Genomic DNA, 20,895 nt, shown 5'->3' on the forward strand with positions numbered 1-20,895 from the left:
TATTAATAGATTAAACGATTGATATCAGACAAAGAAAGGTCCCCAAAGACTCCCTATGCTGTTGAAACTATTCACCAGCCTTCTCCTCTACCTTTTCAATGCGGTAGTTGCCATGACTCCGAAGGTCTTCAAGATAACTGTAAATTTCCACACATGCCCAAGCATCTGTAGCAGCATACAACTGCTGTGCTTCAGTAAGCACCTCTGCCTCCCAATTGGAAAGGCGTTGCGCCTTCGATATTTTCTTGCCAAAAAGCAATGCATAGATTTTTTGCAGACTTTTCTCTTCAATACCGAAATGCGGCACATAATCCTGCAACTCTATCCAGTTTCCGTCACGCAAATCGCCTCCATTCCGCTTACGGAGCACAGCAAAATCATCGCGCAACGACAATCCTACCTTCAACACATCATTCTGCAAAAATTCTTCCAGAAAATCGGGAAGTCCCAAATGGTTCAAGCGGAACAAGAAACACGTGTCATAAGTAGCTATTTGCAAAAGAGCGACCTTATGAGTCATCCCTTTACGGAAAGAAGGACGTGTCTCGGTATCCACCCCTACTACAGAATGCGTGTTCAAGTAATCGATTGCCTTACGTGCTTCCGTTTCGGTGTAGATAACAAAAATGCGCCCCGAGAAACTAACCTTCTGCATCTCAGACACTTCTTGTTTGGATATCTTATTCTGTAATATAATCATAAATGTTTTTTGAGTTCTCACATGCTTTTCTCACTCCCAACGGTCGCCCGAACCATCATCATCGGTTTCAAGCCCACCGTACAAATCATTTCCCGTATAGCCGTCATTATCCTCCTGCCCGGAAGCAGTATTGTATTTCACATCATGCAAGGCACGCATGGCATTGACCAGACGCTGCCCCCAGAACTCTGCAAACCCTTCGCGACAAATCACCAATGCATCATTCATCGTCTGGTCAAATCCCAAACGGTACACGCACACAAAATCTTTCAACGCCTGGTAAATATCGGCAAGGTTCTCTGATATGGTCTGATGAATAGGCGTGTCGCTATATACCATATCCTCTACAAACACTTCAAGGTAATCATCATGTCTCCCCATCAAAGATGCCACACCGGCACGCACACGCTCGTAATCACCTTCGGTTACAAAAACTTCAGGGTCAAACTCATCCATCCGCACGGCATGTTCCGGAAGCATTGATGCTTTCAGATAGAGCAACGGAAGCAACTTCAACACCTTATCCACGAACTCAGGATGTTCTATTTCACCAACACGCTCGAGGAAGCCACAAAACTCTGCAGCCACCGTTACAAACTCGACTGTATTTTTATCGTAAACGACTGATAAATTCTTTTTCATAACGAAACTTGATTGCGGCACAAAAATACAAAAAAATATTCGTACATTTGCGATTGATTTTTACCATTTTGCTATAACATTATGAAGAAAAAGACAGAAACAAAAGAAAACGAAGAGAAAAACATCCTTCCCAAAAAGATGCTTACCGCCATAAAAGGCGAAACCATACACTTCATCCTCGGCTTGCTTTGTGTCATATTCGGTGTCTATATGCTACTGGCATTCAGCTCATTCTTTTTTACCGGAGGAAACGACCAAAGTATCCTGGCACATCCAGATCCCGGGGAATTGCTCGAAACCCAGAACGGCATACAAAACTATGCCGGAGCACGCGGAGCCCAACTTTCGCAATTCCTTATAAACGATTGTTTCGGGATTTCGGCATATTTTATTGTGGTGTTCCTCATTGTCTGCGGCATGAGGCTGATGAAAGCTTACCGGTTCACCATATGGAAATGGTTCGTAAGCTGCTCCATATTAATGGTATGGCTATCCGTCACTTTAGGCTTTGCCTTCGGAGGCACGTTTCAAGACTCTTTCCTCTATCCTGGAGGATTGCACGGATATAATGTGAGCCAATGGATTTGTTCCCAAATCGGTGCACCAGGACTTATCCTCGTTTTGCTGGTTACCTTGGTACTCATCGGCATTTTCTTTACCCGTGAAACGATGCAAGTAGTACGAAAAGCTTTCCATCCAGCCCTTCCGAAACGGAACAAAAGAAAAGAAGCGTTCCCTACAGAAGCTGCCCAACAGCCGGCCGATACGGAAAACACTGCCCTGCACCATACGCCCGACAACACATCAGATGCCACCGGCACAAAAGAAGACGAACAGCCGGTAGAAATAGAACTTGACCCCATAGAAAGCCAGGCAGACAACACAACGCCAGCCTATGCTACCGAAATGCGTAAACAACCCGATGAAACGGTAATAGCCGAAGCCGGGACAATCCATCAGAAAACTCAGGCAAAAACGACCGAAGAGCCCACGTTCGAAATAGAAGAAACTCCCGAAGAAGAAGAACAGGAAGACGAACGTGGATCGCTAGACCAGCCTTACAATCCGCGGCTGGATCTGGAACACTACCACTTCCCGACACTCGACCTGCTCAATTCGTATAACGACAACACCCCTGCCATTGATATGCAAGAGCAAAATGCCAACAAAGACCGTATCATCCAGGTATTGAGGAGCTTTGGCATCGAAATCAGTTCCATCAAGGCCAGCGTAGGCCCTACCGTTACATTGTATGAAATCACTCCTGCCGAAGGAGTACGCATCAACCGCATCCGCAACTTGGAAGATGACATCGCCCTGAGCCTTTCGGCACTGGGCATCCGTATCATCGCTCCTATTCCGGGTAAGGGAACCATCGGTATTGAAGTGCCGAACGCCAACCCGCGCATCGTATCAATGAGCTCTATATTGAACAGTAAAAAATTCCAAGACACTACATTCGAACTCCCTGTAGCCTTGGGAAAAACCATCACCAACGATGTTTTCATTGTCGACTTGGCAAAAGCTCCCCACATGCTGGTAGCTGGTGCTACAGGACAAGGTAAATCAGTAGGATTGAACGCCATCGTCACCTCCTTATTATATAAGAAACACCCTAGCGAACTGAAATTCGTCATCGTCGACCCGAAAAAAGTAGAGTTTGCCATCTATGCACCGATAGAAAAGCACTACCTTGCCAAGTTGCCCGACTCGGACAGCGCCATCATCACCGATGTAACCAAAGTGGTGCAAACCTTAAACTCGCTCTGTATCGAGATGGACACCCGCTACGACCTTTTGCAAAAAGCAGGATGCCGTAATATCAAGGAATACAACGCAAAGTTTATCAACCGCCAGCTGAACCCTGAAAACGGACACCGCTTTATGCCGTATATCGTCATCATTATCGATGAGTTCGGTGACCTGATAATGACCGCCGGCAAGGAAATCGAGCTTCCTATCTGCCGCATTGCCCAACTGGCACGTGCAGTCGGTATCCATGCCATCATCGCTACCCAACGGCCTACTACAAACATCATCACCGGAACCATCAAGGCAAACTTCCCTGCACGCGTAGCATTCCGCGTAGCATCGATGATGGACTCACGTACCATCTTAGACCGTCCTGGTGCACAACAGCTTATCGGTAAAGGCGATATGCTCTACCTGCAAGGCAACGACCCTGTACGTGTACAATGTGCCTTCGTTGATACGCCCGAAGTAGAACGTATAGTCGATTTCATCAGCCACCAACAGGGATATCCCACCGCTTTCATGCTGCCCGAAGTAGAAGACGACACAGAAGGAGGAAGCAGTGCCGACGTAGACATGAACCGGCTCGACCCACTCTTCGAAGAAGCTGCCCGCCTGCTCATCTACCACCAGCAAGGGTCCACCTCACTCATCCAACGCAAGTTCTCCATCGGATACAACCGCGCCGGACGTATCATGGACCAGTTGGAACGTGCCGGCATCGTAGGTCCTGCCAATGGAAGCAAAGCACGCGAAGTGCTCTGCATGGACGAAAACGACCTTGCCATGCGCATGAACAATTTGAAAAATTAAAACCAACCGCAGATTGCATGATTGCCCTAACCGTTCTTTCCGGCACATGCAACCTGCGGTATTCCAAAACTTCATAAATATGATGAAACGTATCTTTTTCTCCTGCTTGCTAGCCTTACTGGTATCTGTAAACCTGCAAGCCAACGAAGACACCCGTGCCCAATCCATCTTAAGCAAAGCCGCCACTGCTTACCAGAAATCCGGCGGAATAAGCATCCGGTTCGGGGGAAGCCAACAAGGAACCCTCGCCCTGAAAGGAACATGTTTCTACCTGGAATGTGGAGGCGTAAAAAGCTGGTTCGACGGAACTACCCAATGGAGTTATGTGGAACAAAACGAAGAAGTGACCGTCTCTACCCCCTCCCCCGACGAACTGCAAAGCATCAATCCATACGCTTTGATAAACTCTTACAACCGGCTTTTCCATTGCCGCTATGGAGGCAAGCATACCATACGAGGTAAAGAAGGCAACGAAATCATCCTTACCCCCCGCCAAAAAGGTGATATCGAATCGGTAGTGCTTTTCCTTTCCGAAAACTATCAGCCTCTCTATATCACCGTCAAACTGGCCAGTGGACAAACCCAAGAATTCCGCATACTCGACTATCAGACCGGAATGTCCTATACCAACGACACATTCCGTTTCGATGCGAAAAAATACCCACAGGCGGAAGTAATTGACATGCGATGAAAAAACTGTTTCCATACCCTGCACAACCAATAATCAAGACTCTTAAGGAAGGAAACGAATATATATGCACCGGCGCATGTAGCTGAATGCATAGCTTAATCCATATAGTTCCGTGTCCATACGAAACAGTTTTTTAGATTGTTTGGTCACTTCGGCAAAATACACTATCTTTGTTTCATTAAAAGAATTGAATAATCTCATTAAACCAATCAAAAGAATATGACAACAGAACATGTAAAATGCCTGATTATCGGATCAGGACCCGCCGGATATACGGCAGCTATCTATGCCGGACGCGCCAACATCGCACCGGTACTTTACGAAGGAATCCAACCCGGAGGACAACTCACCATTACGACTGAAGTGGAAAACTTTCCGGGTTATCCCGAAGGAGTGACCGGACCGGTACTGATGGATGACCTGCGCCGGCAAGCAGCCCGTTTTGGGGCAGACATCCGCTCTGGTATCATCGTCAAAGCAGACTTAAGCCAGGCTCCTTACCACTTCTGGACAGATGATGAAAAAGAAATCACCGCCGATACCGCCATCATCGCCACCGGAGCTACCGCCAAATATCTGGGACTGGAAGACGAAAAGAAATATGCAGGCATGGGGGTAAGCGCCTGCGCCACATGCGACGGCTTCTTCTACCGGAAAAAGACCGTAGCCGTAGTAGGAGGAGGCGATACCGCCTGTGAAGAGGCTATCTACCTTGCCGGACTGGCAAAACAAGTCTATCTGGTAGTACGCAAACCTTATTTACGCGCTTCCAAGATTATGCAAGAACGTGTGTTGAATCATCCTAACATCCAAGTGCTGTTCGAACACAATGCCATAGGTCTGTATGGTGAAAACGGTGTGGAAGGAATGCACGTAGTAAAACGCATGGGAGAACCCGATGAAGAGCGTTACGATGTACCTATCGACGGATTTTTCCTTGCCATCGGTCACAAACCGAATTCGGACATCTTCAAACCATGGATAAAAACTGACGAAACAGGATATATCCTGACCGAAGCAGGAACACCACGCACAGGTGTGCCGGGCGTGTTCGCCGCCGGTGATGTTGCCGATCCCCATTACCGGCAAGCCATCACTGCGGCCGGAAGCGGATGCAAAGCCGCCATAGAAACCGAACGATACCTTTCGGCCAACGGCTTGCTTTGATGCTTTTTTCACCACAGATTACACAGACAAACCACCAGAAGGCATCTGTGTAATCTGTAGCAAACTCATAAAAACTTACCACAATGAAGAACTTTTACAGAAAGACACTGATTGCCGCTTTCCTGATAGGAAGTGCGGCTACAGCATTTTCACAACAAATGCCGCCTATTCCCACCGACCCTGATGTAAGAACAGGTAAGCTGGAAAACGGACTGACTTACTACATCCGTCATAATGAACTGCCCGAAAAACAGGCAGACTTCTACATTGCACAAAAAGTAGGTTCGATTTTGGAAGAAGACAACCAGCGCGGACTGGCACACTTCCTTGAACATATGTGCTTCAATGGCACCAAGAACTTTCCGGGAAACTCACTACGCGAATACCTGGAATCCATCGGTGTAAAATTCGGTGTCAACCTGAATGCCTACACCTCCATCGATGAAACGGTATATAACATCAACGATGTACCTGTCATCCGTGAAGGCATCATCGATTCGTGCCTCCTTATCCTGCACGACTGGGCAGACGACCTCACTCTCGACCCTAAAGAAATAGATAAAGAACGCGGAGTCATCCACGAAGAATGGCGTACACGTACCGGAGCCATGATGCGTATGTACGAAACCGCTTTCCCTACCATCTTTGCAGGAAGCAAATATGCCTATCGCCTGCCTATCGGAACGATGGAAGTTGTAGACAATTTCCCTTATCAGGCGTTGCGCGACTATTATGAAAAATGGTACCGCCCCGACCAACAAGGCATTATCGTAGTAGGTGACGTGAACGTAGACCAGATAGAACAGAAAATCAAGAACCTGTTCGGTCCCATCCAAATGCCTGCCAACCCCGCAGAACGAGTACATTATCCAGTGCCCGACAATAAAGAAACCATCGTGTCCATCAACAAAGACAAGGAACAGGAAATCAACCAAGTCATGGTATTCCACAAACATGAACCTTTCCCTGCAGAAATGAAGAACACCGTAGGATACCTTGCCTATTCATTTATGGACTATGCCATCAGTCACATGCTGAACGCCCGCTTGCAAGAACTTCTACTCACTGCTACCCCACCCTTCATCAATGCCGGAGCGCAAGACATGGACTTTATCCTTGCCAAGACAAAACGGGCATTTACGGGTGTAGCCATCTGTAAAGAAGATGGAATAGAAAGCGGACTGAAAGCTCTGATGCGAGAAATCGAACGCGCACACCGATTCGGATTCACCGCCAGTGAATATGCACGGGCAAAAGCCGATTACCTGAGCAACCTGGAAAACGTGTACAACGAACGCGATAAAATGAAAAACAATCAGTTCGTAGCCCAATACGTATCTAATTTTATTGATGGAGAGCCTATCCCCAGTGTAGAATATAAATACACAATGATGAACCAGTTGGTACCCAACATCCCCTTGGAAAGTGTGAACCAACTCTACCAGCAACAGGTAAGCGACACCAACCGGGTAGTATGCCTGTTCTGCCCTGACAAGGAAGGTATGAAATATCCCACCGAGGAAAGTATCCGCAAGGTACTGGCAGAAGTAAATGCTGAAAAACTGGAACCTTATGTCGACAAGACTTCTGACGAGCCACTGATGAAAGAAAAACCGACTGGAGGCAAAGTGACAAATACAGAAAAAGGACCGTTTGAATCAACAATTCTCACATTAAGCAACGGAGTACGCGTGGTATTGAAGCCTACCAATTTCAAGGCAGATGAAATCCGGATGCAATCGTTCAGTGCTGGAGGAAACTCCCTATTCGATGATGAGGATGCCCTGCAATACGCCGTACTCGATGAAGTCGTATCTTTGGGCGGTCTGGGCAACTTCAGTGCCATCGACCTCCAAAAAATATTGGCGGGAAAAGTAGCTTCGGCATCAGCATCTGTACGTACCCTGACCGAAGCCGTAAACGGAAGTTGTGCCCCGAAAGACCTTGAAACAATGCTTCAGCTCACCTACCTGTCGTTCACCGCTCCACGCACCGACCAGGCAGCTTTCGAATCATTCAAGAACCGGCTGAAAGCTCAACTTGCCAATCAGGAAGCAAACCCGAACACGGCGTTGAGTGACACAATAACCAAAGTGTTATATGGTGATAATCCTCGTGCCGCACGCATCAAGGCCGACAAGGTAGACCAGATAGACTACGGGAAAGTAATGGAAATGTATCGCGACCGATTCAAGGATGCAAGCGACTTTACCTTCATTTTCGTGGGCAACATCGATCCTGCTACCGCTACTCCACTCATCGAGACTTATCTGGGTGGTTTGCCATCGACGGGACGTAAGGAAAACTTCCGTGACCCGAAGCTGGACATCCGCAAGGGAGAGTGGAAAAACATCTTCCACAAAGACCTGCAAACCCAAAAAGCAACCGTTATTATCGTAGAAAGCGGCACATGCGAATATACCCTGAAGAATAAACTGATGATGAGTATGCTCTCGCAACTGCTTACAATGAAATATACCGAGACCGTGCGCGAAGAAGCAGGAGCATCGTATGGCGTAAGCGTACAAGGCAACCTCAGCAAATATCCGAAGGAAGAAGCCACGCTACAAATCTTTTTTGATACCGACCCTACCAAGCGTGCCGACATGAGCCTGCTTATAGACAAAGGCATCGAAGAATTTATAGCCGGAGGCCCTAAAGCTGAAGACCTGGCTAAAGTAAAAGAATACATGCTGAAAACCTACGAAGCCAACCAGAAAGAAAACGGATACTGGATGAGCCTGCTCTACGGAAGCCTGTGGGAAGGCATGGACGGACGCACCGGATATACCGACCTGGTGAATGGCATCACAAATGCCGACCTCCAGCAATTTGCCAAGACATTAATGGCACAAAAGAACCGCATCGAAGTGAGCATGACTTCGGGCGATACCAATTAAAACCGGATGCCTATGTCACTCTACTCCGATATCCGACGCATACAGAAACTTGACGAAAAGCGGAATCCGATGTTCGAGAAAAACCGCTTCGCCAAAGTAATGATTTATATCGGAATTGCATTTTGGGCAGCATACCTCGTTTTCTTCGGGGTATTGCTGCCCGCTGCTTTTTCCGACAGTTTTCCCAACATGGAACCTTATCACATCTTGAACAAAGGTTTGCTCATTGTCTTGGTCCTCGATTTTCTGATAAGGTTTCTGTTCCCTACTCCAGTACAGGAAATCAAGCCCTTCCTCTTGCTTCCTATACCCAAAAAGAAAGTGATGGCCGCACTCCTTCTGCGAGAAGCCGCCAACCCGTTCAATCTGTTCTGGCTCTTCTTGTTCATCCCCTTTGCCCTGCTTAGCGTCACCCGTTTCTACGGACTGGCAGGAGTGCTGGGATATGCTTTCGGCATTTGGCTGCTCACCGTGGCAAACAGCTATTGGAGCATGCTCATCCGGGTATTGAAGCGTCAGAAATTTGTCTACATCTGCTGGTGCCTGCCTGTTTATGGCATCTTTGCCCTACTTGAGTTCTTACCCGGCACACACTGGGTAAGCACTTTCACGATGAATTTAGGTGAAGCCTTTATCCTGTGGAATCCGCTTGCCTTCATCGGCGCCCTGATACTGGCAGGTATGCTGGGTATGCTTAACCGCAAAGTGCAGCTACACCTTATTTACAACGAACTTTCCCGCGTAGAAGATACCCGCCTCAAACACATCAGCGACTATAGCTTCCTTGACCGTTACGGAAATGTAGGCGATTATATCCGGCTCGAACTGAAGATGCTCGTCCGGAACAAGACCCCCCGAAGCCAGTTCTGGAGTTTCACCATACTGACGGTGCTCTTTGCACTGGCACTGACTTTCGAAGTATATGGAGACGGACTCATGAACGATTTTATTTGCCTGTATTGTTATTGCGTAATGGGACTTTCTACCCTGATACAGACGATGGCAATAGAAGGGAACTACATCGACGGGCTGATGGTTCGCCGGGAAAGTATTTATAATATGCTTTGTGCCAAATACTACGTACAATGTGCCCTTCTTATCATCCCCTTTGTATGCTGCCTGATACCGGTATTCAGAGGAAGCATCTCCTTGCTCATGTCGGTGACTTACCTGATTTTTACAGCAGGCGTCATCTTCCCCGGTGTGATGCAAATGGCGGTGTACAATGACAAGACGGCCCCTCTCAATATGGGACTGATGGGCAAACGCCAAGGCAACAATGCCTATCAAACCGTTATACTGGTCGCTTCGTTCACCCTGCCACTGGTTATCTATAAAGGACTGGAACTGGCATTGGGGGCAACGACAAGTTACATTGTGATGTGCACCATGGGCATAATCGGATTTGTTACCCACCCTCACTGGATACGCAACATCTACATACGATTCATGGCACGGCGCTACCGGAACATGGAAGGATTCAGGAATACAAGATAAAAACAATCAGAAAACTTCAAACTCATAAAATGGATATAACAATCAACCATCTGAAGAAAATATATGGCAAGCGTACCGTGCTTGACGTAGACGACTATACCATACACAGTGGAGAAATCCTCGGACTGGTGGGCAACAATGGAGCCGGAAAAACCACTCTCTTCCGGCTTATCCTGGACCTGCTGAAAGCAGACGAAGGAAATGTTTACATCGGTGAAACCGAAGTGAACCAAAGCGAAGCATGGAAAGACACAACCGGTGCCTATATGGACGAAAGTTTCCTTATCGATTACCTCACGCCCGAAGAATATTTCTACTTTGTGGGCAAGATGTGTAACCTTGACAAGACAACCGTAGACCAGCGTCTGGTACCCTACGAACGCTTTATGAACGGAGAAATACTGGGACAGAAGAAACTTATCCGGAACCTCTCGGCGGGCAACAAGCAAAAAGTGGGCATCCTTGCCGCATTGCTCAACCAACCGCAACTCCTGATACTGGACGAACCCTTTAATTTTCTCGACCCCAGTTCACAATCGGCATTGAAACACCTGCTCCATACCTACAACCAGGAAACAGGAGCCACCATCCTCGTATCAAGCCACAACCTGACACACACCATCGAAATCAGTACCCGCATCGCCCTGCTGGAACACGGAAAAATCATCCGCGACATTACTCCCATCAATGATGAAGCCAAGCAGGAACTGGAAAACTATTTTGAAATCGAGACACAGGAATAAACAACATGCTCTCTGTAAAAGAAGGCTACCCTATCGGAAAAGGATAAACTTCTTTTGCAGAGAGAATACTGGTATGCTTTCTATTCCAAAATAGTGTTACGATTCCGTTTTATTCTACTATAATTAGTTATTATTACTCGAAAAAACCGAGCCTTCCACGTCTCTGTATTTGTATTTTCATTACATTTGTTTCCCAATAAATAAAGGAAACATGACCAAACATATCCATATACTCATCGGGACAATCCTGCTCATCCTCCTGTCCGCATGCGGTACACGTGCTCCACACTACAATTATCGCGAACTGGCACAAGCTGCCATCCGGCTGGATATGGACATCGCAATGGATGACAACCATTCCTTGTACGTGGAAGCCGCAAAATGGATAGGCGTACCTTATCGGTCCGGAGGGACTTCGCGAAGGGGAGTAGATTGTTCGGGACTAACCTACAACATTTACCGCAAGGTATACCGCAAACGGCTGGAACGGAACTCGGACGAACAACGCAAAGAAAACTGCCACAAAATACGCAAAGGAAAACTGCGTGAAGGAGACTTGGTATTCTTCCACAACGGACGCAATAAACGTCGCGCCACCCATGTAGGCATTTACCTGAAAAACAACCGATTCATCCATGCCAGCTCCAGCCAAGGAGTTATTGTAAGCGAACTGGATGAACCCTATTACCAGAAATGCTGGATGCAGGGAGGAAGAGTACGTTGAAAAAACAAAAAGCAAAATGAGGAACGAAGAATGGAACATCAAGTGGAAAGTACTGACTCTTGTCATACTCTTATCAAGTGAGGCATTTCCTCTGGCTGCCCAAACGCAGGAAAAGAATAAGGAAATCCGCCTGAATGAAGAAGCGGTACGGATGATACAGTTTGACTTTAGCGGCATCGAAAAACCGCAAGAAGAACTGAAAACACATCCGATGAACCAACCCTGGATGGAATTTAAGAAAGACCTGCGCATACCGCGAAGCCTTATCGACACTACGAAAGTAAAGAAACCCACAGGATACATCCGTGCCGAACCTTATACCATATGGACACGCTTTGGCGAGGACCCCGTGTATGATGTGCTGGTACTGGGACGCCCAAAAAAATGGACCATCCACTGGGAGCTCAACCCAGGTGCCGTTTCGCCGGAAGAATACGGGCAAAGTCTTGCGCCAGGGACGGGCATGATGTACGACCGTGCTTCCGGACGTGTCGGAGGCTCTTTAGGTGCCGGAGCTGTTATCGGAGGATTAGATTTCATCGGATTCATATACAACAACCTTACACCTCACGGACGGATGCTGAAACACAACCGTAAACATGCCAATGCCTGGAAAACCTACAAGAATTATCGCCCTACACGTGAGGACAGCCTGAAATTTCCTACTTATTACCGCTTACTACCCGTCTATGCACCGGCAGACAGCGATACCCTTACACACACAGTTCAGGCGGATACCCTTCCGAAAGCAGCCACACCTGCACAAACTCCCGATACAGACCGGTTTTCCAAATACATCCGCCAGCGACAAAGAGAAGACTCCATACGCCGGCAGGAGTATTTCCGCAAAGATAAAATACGAGGAAATTCGTACGACATAGAAAAACAAAACCGACGTTTGCGCGAACGTCAGGAATAATGCGATTTCAAGGAAGGAAATAACCGGCTAGCCTTTACGCCAACGAACCAAGACATAAAGAATGACAGGCGCACCCAGCACAGGAGTGACGGCACCCAAAGGAAGAATGCCACGCTCGCCAGGCAAAAGGCAAAGCAAGTTGCACAAAAGCGCCACGGCACATCCCGCCAGCAAGGTCACAGGAAGAAGAGAGCGGTGATTAGACGTACCCAATAACATACGCGCCACATGAGGAACGGCAAGCCCGATGAAAGCGATAGGACCGCAAAATGCCGTGACCACCGCCGTAAGCAAACCGGCTATCACCAGTAATATACCCCGGACACGGCGTACACGAATACCTAAATTTTCAGCATAACGGGGACCTAACAACAATGCATTCAAGGGTTTCACCATCAACAAGGCGGCCAGCAAGCCCATAAGGGCTATGAACGAAAAAGCGGGCAACTGGACCGAAGACACACCGCCAAAACTTCCCAATCCCCAAATAACAAAAGAATGCACCCCTTCATCGGTAGCAAAGAAATTCAGCAAAGAAATGGCAGACGATGCCAGATAGCCTATCATTATGCCTGCGATGAGCAACATCACATTGCTACGCACCAGCACCGAAAGAAAAAGTACAGCCGACATCACCACCATTGCCCCCACAAAAGCACCCGCCACCATCGAAAGAAAACCCGAAAGCACAAACTGACCTGCCACAATACTCCCGCCGCCTGCCAACAATACCAATGCTACCCCCAAACTGGCTCCGGAACTGATGCCCAAGACCGATGAATCGGCAAGCGGATTATTGAACACGGTCTGCAAAATCAATCCAGATACCGCCAATGCGGCACCACAAAGCAAAGCGGTGATACATTGAGGCACACGCGACTCCAATACGATAAAACTCCACCCTGCATCGGCAGAAGTATCCCCCAGCAGGATAGAGGTAACGGCAGAGGAAGGAATCGGGACCGAACCTACATAAACGGATGCCACCGCCAACGCCAACACCGATGCGGCAAGTAACACGACATAGAGAATGCTCTTCTTCATACGTTTATTCAAGGGGCGTGAAATAACGCGGCTGGTAATCCGGAAACAAGCCGGGATGAAAAACGGCTATCAGGTCTTTCAGCACATATTCGGGATGGAAAGGAGACTCTTCATAATACGGTATGCGCCCGGTATTACATCCGTAAACCGTCTTCCGGCGGAACGCATCAAAACCCGTGTATGGCCGATAGTCCTGCTCCAGCCCGGCATAGGTCTTGTCGTGCGACTGGTTATACTTAATGAGCCAGAAATCAGCATGGCGGGCACGGTCGTACACGGTTTCAAACGATAAGGGCACCGAACCACTCTCGCTGATATAGCCGAATACATAACGCGCACCGGCATCGGCATAGAGCTGACCGGTCGTACTCTTGCCTCCCGGCACATACCATGCCGAGCCTTGCTTCAACTCGGCAAACACCAGAGGCTTCTCTTCCACCTGTTCCACCGACCGCCGCAAAGCCTCATACTCCCGCTCTACCTGTGAAAACAAAGAATCGGCTTCCTGCTCCTTCCCCACCAGCATCCCATAAAAACGCATCCATTCGGCACGTCCCAACGGTGAGGTCTCCATATAGTCGGCACATTCTATCAACGGGACATCCAGTTGCCCGATACGCCCGTATGAACCATTCTCGAAAGGTGAAAGCAAGATACCGTCGGGATGCAAGGCAATAACCCGCTCAACGTCGGGACTCATACTGCTCCCTACATCCGCCACCCTGCCGGCACGCACACGCTCATGAATTTGAGGCATACGGATATACGACAAGTCGCACACTCCACTCACCGCATCCAGTGCCTGCAATTCTCCGAACAAGCTGCAATGCACCGACGAATAAACCAGCATCCGCTCTAAAGGAATACGCACCACCGTGCCCTCGGGCAATCCTTCGGGCAATACCCGATGCTTGTCCACCAGCAGATAGGTGTGCAGGATACGCGTAGAATCCCAAGGATTGCGCACCGTAACTTGCGTAAACATCTCATGCTTCACAACGGTAAGATAGCGCGCGTATGCCATCTGCAAGGTATCGCCTTCCTCGGATAGCTGCGCTTGCATATACCGCCTTCCACCGCAAGCCGAAAGCAGGAATGTGCATGCGATAATCCACAAAGACAGGTTCACCCACCATTGTTTCTTCATTTTCTTATTCATCATATACAGTAGATAGAAGAAGTTAGAAGGAGGTATGCCTTCGGCAGGAGTTAAAGGCAAATAGTCCTGCTAGGACTTCCATGAACAAAAGTATTGGCTTCTAACTCCTTTTAACTCCTTGAAATAACTCCCTTTTTACTCCTTGCCGGCTAAATGCCGGCATTCATTCTATTTATAACTTCCGGATCATCCGGCGGCAACGCTCCAATGTTTTCCCGCTTACAGGATGTTTTTTGGTGCCTCCCACTTCGAGCGTGGCGCTGATCTTAAAGCCACTCCAACGGAGGATTTCGCGCAATGCACGAATGGTGCCACGACTCTGGCGGAAAAAAACATTAAATGGAAAAGGAGTGGTGCACGTGCTGAGCAGCATAGCCCGTTTACCCTTGTGCAAAGGCTGGGGAATACCTTGCAAACTCTCGCCCATCATCCCATACACCAGCCGGTCGAACAACACCTTCAGCGTACCTGGCATATTGCCCCAATAGCAAGGAGCCCCGATAACCAGTACATCGCATGCTCCGATGAGCTGAAGCACACGCTGGGCATCGTCTTCAGGCAGTACGCATGCCTGCTTTGTGCGACACACCATGCATCCCTTACAAGGCACGACATGCAAATCGGAAACACGGACCGACATGACCTGCATCCCTGCCTTTACGGCTTCTTCTTCCATCGCGCCCAACATACGGGATATGTTCCCCTTCGGGCGGGGACTGGCATTGAGTATCAGCACATTCATACAACTATGCTTTTACCGTACGCAACGCCTTGCACAACTGGTCGGGACATGAAGTGGGTTTCGAACCGCACCGGATACCTTCCAGCCGGGCTATCACTTCGCTCACGGGCATCCCTTTCACCAGGGCACTGATGCCTTGCAGATTACCGTTGCATCCTCCGGTATAGCGCACGTCTTTCACGATTCCGTCTTCCACTTCTACCTCGATGCGCGTACTGCAAGTGCCCTCCGTCTGATAATCAATTCTCATAATCCAGCTTCTCCTAATAAAGATTATTCTAAGTAAGTGTGCAAAATTAAATGATATTATCAGAAACACAGATTTCCGCAGATTAGCGCAGATTAAGAACAAATATTAGAATAATAATCCGCGAAAATCTGCGTTAATCTGCGTTTCTGAGCCGACACATTATATCAACTAATTCTCAACATCTACTAATTAAACAATCCGTGTAATCTGTGGTGAAAAAAAATCATTCTTCTTCGGGCTTCATATTGGTATATACCGTCTGCACATCGTCGAACTCTTCCAGGCGTTCCACCATTTTGTTGATGGTTTCGCGCTGTTCGGGAGTCACATCCTTCAGGTCGTTCGGAATATAAGTAAATTCACCTCCTACATCCTCAAACCCGCACTCTTCCAAATGCTTCTGGATGGCAGCATAGCTCTTCGGGTCACCATAAATCGTGATAGTGCCTTCTTCGGGGTCTTCATCATATTCATCGTCTACATCGTAATCGATGAGGTCGAGAATCAGTTCTTCCATATCCAGCCCGTCTTTCTTCTTGAAAGTGAACACACACTTGTGGTCGAACAAGAAAGCCAGCGAACCGGTCGTACCCAAGTTTCCGCCGAACTTGTTGAATACCGAACGCACATCGGCAACGGTACGGGTAGTATTGTCGGTCAACGTATCGACGAAGATAGCCACCCCGTGCGGGCCGTATCCTTCGTAAGTCATTCCCTTGTACTCGCTCTGGTCCTTGCCCATCGCGTTTTTGATGGCACGCTCGATGTTGTCTTTCGGCATGTTCTCACGCTTGCAGGTAGCGATGACCGAACGCAAGGTCGGGTTGTTTTCGGGTTCCGGTCCGCCCGCCTTTACGGCAATGGCGATTTGTTTTCCCAGACGAGTAAATGTTTTGGCCATGTGGCCCCATCTTTTCAGTTTTGTAGCTTTTCTATATTCAAACGCTCTTCCCATTGGATTATATATTTTAAATGTTGTTGTTTTTTTAAGGGACTAGGTAACTAGGGACTAGGGGACTGGGTTTAGATAGTTCTATACCCTGCACGGTATGAATTTGTACACTTCCTTGAACATTTCGTACCGTTTCTGTAGAGACGATGTGCACATCGTCTCTACTACATGGCATATACAAAATGCACAAATTAATGCGCGAGAAGTATAAGTATTCAGAACCTTGTCACCTTGTCAACTTGTTACCTAAAAAATTTATCTCAATTTCGCTCCCAGCTTTGTTTCCAGGTTCTGCACCAGCTTGTTCATGAGCTTGTCTATCTGCTTGTCGTTCAGCGTGGCGTTTTCGTCCTGCAGGGTGAAGCTCACCGCGTAACTCTTCTTTCCGGCTTCGAGGTTCTTGCCTTCGTACACATCGAAAAGCTCTACGCGCTTCAAGAGCTTCTTGTCGGTCTCGTAGGCGATTTTCTCGATTTCGGCAAATTGCACCTGCTTGTCGAGCAAGAGCGCCAGGTCGCGCTTCACGGCAGGATACTTGGAAATGTCCTTGTAAGTCACCGCGTTGTTCTTGACCGCCTTCATCAGCTCCCTCCAGTTCAGGTCGGCATAATACACTTCGTTCTCGATATCGAACCTCTTCAGGAGCTTCTTGTGCAGGATGCCGAGCGTAGCCAGCAACTTTCCGCCACGGGTATGCACCGACATGGCGGCGGCATAGATGTCATCGCTCAAGGTGCCGAACACCAGCGCGCCGAAGTTCACGCCCAGACGGCGCAGGATGTTCAGCACGTATGCCTTCAGCTCGTACACCGACGAGTCCTCATCGGCGTGCGCCCACGAGTTGCTTACCCGCTTGCCGGTCACCCACAAGCCCATGTGCAGTTCTTCGGAGTAAGGCGCGAGCGCTTTTTCAGGGTTCCGCTTTCCGGCATTATAATGATAGCAATTGCCGAACTCGAAGAACTTCAGGTCGGCATTCTTGCGGTTGGCGTTGTGCTCGATGCTTTCCAGCCCGCCGAACAGAAGGGTGCCGCGCAATACGTTCAGGTCGTTGCTCAACGGATTCATCAGCCGCACCAGGTTTTCGGGCTTATACGTTTCCAGCCCTTCGTAATACGAAGCGGAGGTGAGCGAGTTGTTCAGGATTTCGTTGAACCCGCATCCCACCAGCTGCTCCGACACGAGGTTCTGGAGCTTCACCGACTTGTCTTCGGCTCCTTCCACGCTCAGGCACGCCTTTACCGAAGTGGGGATTTCCACATTGTTGTATCCGTAGATGCGCAGGATGTCTTCCACCACGTCGCACGGACGCTGCACGTCCACACGGTAAGGAGGCACCACCAGCGAAAGCCCTTCTCCGGTCTCGCCCGTGATTTCCATTTCCAGGCTCGAAACGATGCGCTTTATCACCCCGGCAGGGATTTCCTTGCCAATCAGCGAACGGACATACGCATACGGAAGCTCTACCGGGAAGCCGGCTATCGGGCTGGGATAGTTATCCTTGATTTCACAAGCGATTTCACCTCCCGCAAGCTCTTTCGCCAGGATAGCCGCCTCTTTCAGGGCATAAATCACGCCGTTCGGGTCGATGCCCCGTTCGAAACGGAACGAAGAATCGGTGCTCAGCCCTTGGCGGCGTGCGGTCTTGCGCACCCACGTAGGATGGAAATAAGCGCTTTCGAAGAACACGTTGCGGGTCTCTTCGGTAGTGCCCGAATCGAGTCCGCCGAACACGCCCGCGATGCACATCGGCTCTTCGGCGTTGCATATCATCAGGTCGCGGTCCGAAAGCTTGTGTTCCACGCCGTCCAGCGTCACAAACGGAGTGCCTTCCGCCACGGTCTTCACCACAATCTTGCCACCCTTTATCTTGTCGGCGTCGAAGCAGTGCATCGGCTGGCCGTAAGCGTGCAGGATGTAGTTGGTGATGTCCACAATGTTGTTAATCGGACGCAAGCCGATGGCTTTCAGCTTCGCCTGGAGCCATTCGGGGCTTTCCTTCACCGTGACGTTCTTTACCACCACGCCGGCATAGCGCGGGCAAGCCTCGGTGTTCTCTACCACCACGTCGATGTCCAGGTCGTGATTGTCTACCGCAAACGCCTCTACCGAAGGGCGCTTCAGTTCCGCCTCATGCCCGTTCTGCACGAGCCAGGCGTACAGGTCGCGCGCCACGCCGTAGTGCGAGCAGGCATCCGCGCGGTTAGGCGTAATGTCCACCTCCAGCACGTAGTCGCTCTTCACGTTGTAGTAATCCTTGGCAAGCGTGCCCGGCTCCACGTCATCGGGCAGCACGATAATGCCCTCGTGACTGGTTCCGATGCCGATTTCGTCTTCGGCACAAATCATGCCGTTCGATTCCACGCCCCGGAGTTTCGATTTCTTTATGGTGAAACACTCGTCTCCGTCATACAGCTTGGTGCCCAAGGTAGCTACCACCACCTTTTGCCCTGCGGCTACGTTCGACGCCCCGCATACAATCTGCACGGGGTCGCCCTGCCCCAAGTCGACCGTCGTAATGTGCATGTGGTCGGAATTGGGATGCGGCTCGCAGGTCAGCACTTTTCCGATGACCAAGCCTTCCAGCCCTCCTTTAATCGACTGGACTTCTTCCACTTCGCCTGTTTCCAGCCCGATAGAGGTAAGCGCCGCCGCCACCTGTTCGGGGGTCAAGTCGAAGTTGACGTATTCTTTTAGCCAGTTATACGAAATATTCATATTAAGTATGTTTTGATGTTTTCCTTGTTTTTGATGCGCAAAGTTACAATAAATCTATGAAAAACCATACAAAATTTAAGGACATCAACGAAAATATTCGGTTTTTACGGTGCACAAGAAGATGCGGAAACCTATTTTCTGAAACGCAGATTCACGCGGATTTCCGCAGACTATTTTCATTTGCGCCGCTTTTTTCATTCAAATCCACCGGAAAAAGGCCTATATTTTTGTACCTTTGCGCCCCGAAAACGGATGCGCGGAACGCTGATTCACGCAAACATCCCTACATGAATAAAAAATACAATCTGCGGAAATCCGCGTGAATCCGCGTTTCAAAAAAACCGTAAATCGTAAATAATAAAAACCGTAAATAAACAACATGTCCAACGCATTGATAACCATTTTCTTGGGAGGCGGCATCGGGAGCGTGATGCGCTTCGGGGTGCAGGCGGTGATGAACGGGCGCATCCCTCCTCTTTTCTTCCCGTGGGCTACGCTCGGCGTCAACGTGGCGGGAAGCTTCCTCATCGGGCTGTTCTACGCCCTCTCCGCCCGCTTCGGCTTCTCCGACGAGACACGGCTTTTCCTCACCACGGGGCTTTGCGGAGGGTTCACCACCTTCTCCACCTTCAGCCAAGAGAGCCTGACGCTGCTCCGCCAGGGGCATTACGCCGCCTTCGCGCTCTACACCCTTGCCAGCGTGGCGGCAGGCATTGCCGCGGCACTTGCCGGAGGGTGGGTAGGGAAAGCCCACGTATAGACGACCTTGTTTCAACCAAGGTCATCCCACGGGACAGGGTAATTTGAAATTACCTCGTCTCAGAGATGAGGTAGTTTGAAACAACCTCATCCCACGTACATGAGGCCGGTTGAAACGACCTCGTCTTACGTGCGGATGCAAGAGGAGGATTTATCCGATAAACACCCCTGCGCACGGCATGGTTTCAACTCATATCTCAGAGACGACCTGCTTTCAAGGTAGGTCGTTGTTGTCTTGCGCAGAGACCCCCTCTGTCAAACATACACCGTCTCAGCACGTATGTCGGTATGGAGAGGGGAATAGTGAGGGAGGATTCACTCCACAAAGATACGAAAAATTTTCAATTGGCAATGGATATTAGGCAATGGACAATGGAAATTTGACAATCGGCAATTATTTTTTTTGGCAAGTTATACTTAAACCGCTGAAATGCAACTATTTGCACAGGCGCGCGGAGCTATATATACCGGGCTTTGCATATAGATGCGTGATATATGCAAGATATAAGCATAATGATGACAATGACAAATGACAAATGACAATTAACTTTTTCCGGAAAAATTGCCTTAATGGCAGGTGAGCGACATTATAAATTATATTATATATATATTATAATATATATATAATATAATTTAATTTACAATTCTCTTTTCTTCTTCGTGGTGCGTTACATCACTTTGTTAATTGTCATTTGTCATTTGTCATTGTCACGATAATACAAG

General features: G+C 48.8%; 17 protein-coding genes. 9 read left to right on the plus strand and 8 right to left on the minus strand.

Going from position 1 to position 20,895, the window contains the following annotated elements:
* Nucleotides 1-67: 67 nt before the first annotated feature.
* Together B5F25_RS02590 and B5F25_RS02595 are read right to left on the minus strand one after the other, a co-directional pair.
* Entirely contained in the window at nt 68-700 is a 633-nt protein-coding gene (locus tag B5F25_RS02590; RefSeq protein WP_087247402.1) for a 3'-5' exonuclease, read from the minus strand.
* Nucleotides 701-730: 30 nt separating this feature from the next.
* Nucleotides 731-1,342, minus strand: a complete 612-nt coding sequence (locus tag B5F25_RS02595) for a DUF5063 domain-containing protein (protein ID WP_087247404.1) — start codon at nt 1,340-1,342, stop codon at nt 731-733.
* A 138-nt stretch (nt 1,343-1,480) separates the two neighbouring features.
* Here B5F25_RS02595 and B5F25_RS02600 point away from each other — a divergent pair, with 138 nt between their 5' ends.
* From B5F25_RS02600 to B5F25_RS02635, 8 genes are all read left to right on the plus strand, one after another.
* The gene (locus tag B5F25_RS02600) at nt 1,481-3,907 is read left to right on the plus strand and encodes a DNA translocase FtsK (RefSeq protein WP_225226179.1); all 2,427 of its coding nucleotides are present in this window, start codon (nt 1,481-1,483) and stop codon (nt 3,905-3,907) included.
* Nucleotides 3,908-3,986: 79 nt separating this feature from the next.
* A complete protein-coding gene (locus tag B5F25_RS02605; protein WP_225226170.1) occupies nt 3,987-4,598 on the plus strand; it encodes a LolA-like putative outer membrane lipoprotein chaperone in 612 nt (203 codons plus the stop codon).
* A 219-nt stretch (nt 4,599-4,817) separates the two neighbouring features.
* Nucleotides 4,818-5,765, plus strand: coding sequence for a thioredoxin-disulfide reductase (gene trxB / locus B5F25_RS02610; RefSeq protein WP_087247406.1), 948 nt, complete (start codon nt 4,818-4,820; stop codon nt 5,763-5,765).
* A gap of 83 nt (nt 5,766-5,848) precedes the next feature.
* Nucleotides 5,849-8,665 carry a M16 family metallopeptidase gene (locus tag B5F25_RS02615; protein ID WP_087247408.1) on the plus strand — a complete coding sequence of 939 codons (2,817 nt, stop codon included), beginning with the start codon at nt 5,849-5,851 and terminating at the stop codon, nt 8,663-8,665.
* Nucleotides 8,666-8,677: 12 nt separating this feature from the next.
* Nucleotides 8,678-10,162, plus strand: a complete 1,485-nt coding sequence (locus tag B5F25_RS02620; protein WP_022039344.1) for a DUF5687 family protein — start codon at nt 8,678-8,680, stop codon at nt 10,160-10,162.
* A 29-nt stretch (nt 10,163-10,191) separates the two neighbouring features.
* The gene (locus tag B5F25_RS02625; RefSeq protein WP_087247410.1) at nt 10,192-10,905 is read left to right on the plus strand and encodes an ABC transporter ATP-binding protein; all 714 of its coding nucleotides are present in this window, start codon (nt 10,192-10,194) and stop codon (nt 10,903-10,905) included.
* Nucleotides 10,906-11,116: 211 nt separating this feature from the next.
* Complete coding sequence (locus B5F25_RS02630; protein ID WP_087247412.1) at nt 11,117-11,629, plus strand: NlpC/P60 family protein; 513 nt, start codon at nt 11,117-11,119, stop codon at nt 11,627-11,629.
* A gap of 16 nt (nt 11,630-11,645) precedes the next feature.
* Nucleotides 11,646-12,548 carry a DUF4858 domain-containing protein gene (locus tag B5F25_RS02635; RefSeq protein ID WP_087247414.1) on the plus strand — a complete coding sequence of 301 codons (903 nt, stop codon included), beginning with the start codon at nt 11,646-11,648 and terminating at the stop codon, nt 12,546-12,548.
* Nucleotides 12,549-12,575: 27 nt separating this feature from the next.
* Here the strand turns inward: B5F25_RS02635 and B5F25_RS02640 are convergent, their stop codons facing one another.
* From B5F25_RS02640 to pheT, 6 genes are all read right to left on the minus strand, one after another.
* Nucleotides 12,576-13,592, minus strand: a complete 1,017-nt coding sequence (locus tag B5F25_RS02640; protein WP_087247416.1) for an iron ABC transporter permease — start codon at nt 13,590-13,592, stop codon at nt 12,576-12,578.
* 4 nt (nt 13,593-13,596) lie between these two features.
* Nucleotides 13,597-14,739 carry an ABC transporter substrate-binding protein gene (locus tag B5F25_RS02645; protein ID WP_087247484.1) on the minus strand — a complete coding sequence of 381 codons (1,143 nt, stop codon included), beginning with the start codon at nt 14,737-14,739 and terminating at the stop codon, nt 13,597-13,599.
* 184 nt (nt 14,740-14,923) lie between these two features.
* Complete coding sequence (locus tag B5F25_RS02650) at nt 14,924-15,493, minus strand: flavodoxin family protein (protein ID WP_087247418.1); 570 nt, start codon at nt 15,491-15,493, stop codon at nt 14,924-14,926.
* Nucleotides 15,494-15,497: 4 nt separating this feature from the next.
* Nucleotides 15,498-15,743, minus strand: a complete 246-nt coding sequence (locus tag B5F25_RS02655; RefSeq protein WP_022039351.1) for a TIGR03905 family TSCPD domain-containing protein — start codon at nt 15,741-15,743, stop codon at nt 15,498-15,500.
* A 223-nt stretch (nt 15,744-15,966) separates the two neighbouring features.
* Nucleotides 15,967-16,698 (minus strand): YebC/PmpR family DNA-binding transcriptional regulator, encoded by a 732-nt coding sequence (locus B5F25_RS02660; RefSeq protein WP_022039352.1) that lies wholly within the window; start codon nt 16,696-16,698, stop codon nt 15,967-15,969.
* Between the two features lie 252 nt (nt 16,699-16,950).
* Nucleotides 16,951-19,413, minus strand: coding sequence for a phenylalanine--tRNA ligase subunit beta (gene pheT / locus B5F25_RS02665; protein ID WP_087247420.1), 2,463 nt, complete (start codon nt 19,411-19,413; stop codon nt 16,951-16,953).
* 379 nt (nt 19,414-19,792) lie between these two features.
* On the opposite strand from pheT, the gene crcB reads away from it, so the two are divergent.
* The gene (gene crcB, locus B5F25_RS02670) at nt 19,793-20,173 is read left to right on the plus strand and encodes a fluoride efflux transporter CrcB (protein ID WP_013616800.1); all 381 of its coding nucleotides are present in this window, start codon (nt 19,793-19,795) and stop codon (nt 20,171-20,173) included.
* Nucleotides 20,174-20,895: the final 722 nt, after the last annotated feature.

The sequence above is a fragment of the Bacteroides sp. An19 genome (assembly GCF_002160215.1).
Lineage (GTDB): Bacteria > Bacteroidota > Bacteroidia > Bacteroidales > Bacteroidaceae > Phocaeicola > Phocaeicola intestinalis.

Coding starts and splice junctions, on each gene's coding strand:
- B5F25_RS02590 (WP_087247402.1), bottom strand. CDS start 700: ATGATTATATTACAGAATAAGATATCCAAACAAGAAGTGTCTGAGATG.
- B5F25_RS02595 (WP_087247404.1), bottom strand. CDS start 1,342: ATGAAAAAGAATTTATCAGTCGTTTACGATAAAAATACAGTCGAGTTT.
- B5F25_RS02600 (WP_225226179.1), top strand. CDS start 1,481: ATGCTTACCGCCATAAAAGGCGAAACCATACACTTCATCCTCGGCTTG.
- B5F25_RS02605 (WP_225226170.1), top strand. CDS start 3,987: ATGATGAAACGTATCTTTTTCTCCTGCTTGCTAGCCTTACTGGTATCT.
- trxB (WP_087247406.1), top strand. CDS start 4,818: ATGACAACAGAACATGTAAAATGCCTGATTATCGGATCAGGACCCGCC.
- B5F25_RS02615 (WP_087247408.1), top strand. CDS start 5,849: ATGAAGAACTTTTACAGAAAGACACTGATTGCCGCTTTCCTGATAGGA.
- B5F25_RS02620 (WP_022039344.1), top strand. CDS start 8,678: ATGTCACTCTACTCCGATATCCGACGCATACAGAAACTTGACGAAAAG.
- B5F25_RS02625 (WP_087247410.1), top strand. CDS start 10,192: ATGGATATAACAATCAACCATCTGAAGAAAATATATGGCAAGCGTACC.
- B5F25_RS02630 (WP_087247412.1), top strand. CDS start 11,117: ATGACCAAACATATCCATATACTCATCGGGACAATCCTGCTCATCCTC.
- B5F25_RS02635 (WP_087247414.1), top strand. CDS start 11,646: ATGAGGAACGAAGAATGGAACATCAAGTGGAAAGTACTGACTCTTGTC.
- B5F25_RS02640 (WP_087247416.1), bottom strand. CDS start 13,592: ATGAAGAAGAGCATTCTCTATGTCGTGTTACTTGCCGCATCGGTGTTG.
- B5F25_RS02645 (WP_087247484.1), bottom strand. CDS start 14,739: ATGAAGAAACAATGGTGGGTGAACCTGTCTTTGTGGATTATCGCATGC.
- B5F25_RS02650 (WP_087247418.1), bottom strand. CDS start 15,493: ATGAATGTGCTGATACTCAATGCCAGTCCCCGCCCGAAGGGGAACATA.
- B5F25_RS02655 (WP_022039351.1), bottom strand. CDS start 15,743: ATGAGAATTGATTATCAGACGGAGGGCACTTGCAGTACGCGCATCGAG.
- B5F25_RS02660 (WP_022039352.1), bottom strand. CDS start 16,698: ATGGGAAGAGCGTTTGAATATAGAAAAGCTACAAAACTGAAAAGATGG.
- pheT (WP_087247420.1), bottom strand. CDS start 19,413: ATGAATATTTCGTATAACTGGCTAAAAGAATACGTCAACTTCGACTTG.
- crcB (WP_013616800.1), top strand. CDS start 19,793: ATGTCCAACGCATTGATAACCATTTTCTTGGGAGGCGGCATCGGGAGC.